The sequence below is a fragment of the uncultured Mycobacterium sp. genome, assembly GCF_964249325.1.
Lineage (GTDB): Bacteria > Actinomycetota > Actinomycetes > Mycobacteriales > Mycobacteriaceae > Mycobacterium.
Genome location: NZ_CAXUCH010000368.1, coordinates 1 through 766, shown reverse-complemented (window position 1 = coordinate 766; position 766 = coordinate 1). Strand labels below are relative to the sequence as shown.

The 766-nt window shown below is 69.5% G+C and carries 1 protein-coding gene and 1 pseudogene; both read right to left on the bottom strand.

Features of this window, described 5'->3' with window-relative positions:
- Positions 1-124 precede the first annotated feature (124 nt).
- Positions 125-247 (bottom strand): annotated as a pseudogene (locus ACFE99_RS24575) (HAD family hydrolase); the annotation flags it as partial.
- 1 nt (position 248) lies between these two features.
- The coding region (locus ACFE99_RS24570) for a hypothetical protein (RefSeq protein ID WP_375489418.1) at positions 249-766 on the bottom strand (518 nt) is incomplete at its 5' end.

Genomic DNA, 766 nt, shown 5'->3' with positions numbered 1-766 from the left:
GAGGCCGCCGCGCGAGCGCGCGCGGCAGCGCGCGCAGCCGGTTGAACGATGCCTGCACCTTGACCAGCGCGGCGCAGCCGCTGAGCTCGGCGGGCAGCTGCTCCAGCGCATTGTTGGTGATGAACAGCTTTCGGCTATGCACCTTGTCTAACGACTCCACCGCGCCGTCGGTGGGCTGACGGCCCCGAAAGACGGTGCCGTCCAGATCGATAAGCAAGCAATCGTATTGCTGCGCAAGCGTTTTCACGTCAGGCTAACTCGCTAACCCGATCTTCGGCATCGGTGACGCCGTCGATATCCGCGGCCGCTGAACGCAAAAACCATTGCAGCGCTTCGTCGCTGCGGCCCAGCGCCAGCAGCGTTTCAGCATAGGCGTAGAACAGCCGCGCGGCGGTCGAGCCGGTACGAGTGGGATCGAGCTGCGGCGTGGACAGCACGGTCAGGGCCTGCTCGAGCTGGCCGAGATCCGCGCGGGCGCCGGCGGCCACGATGCGCAGCTCGTCGGCGTCGTCACCACTGAGCTGGGCCGCCTCGGGACCTCTCGCCAGTTCGATCGCCCGCTCGGGACGGCCGAGACCGCGTTCGCAGTCGGCGATCAGCGGAAGTAGCGGGGATTTGCTGCCCATTCTGCGCGCGGCGCGCAGCTCGGCGAGCGCTTGCGCCCAATCGCCGCAGTGGTAGGCGGCAATGCCGACGGCTTCCCGGACCGCGGCGATCCGGCCGGACCGGGCCCGGGCCGCGCGCGCGTGGCTGAGCGCGGCTTGCG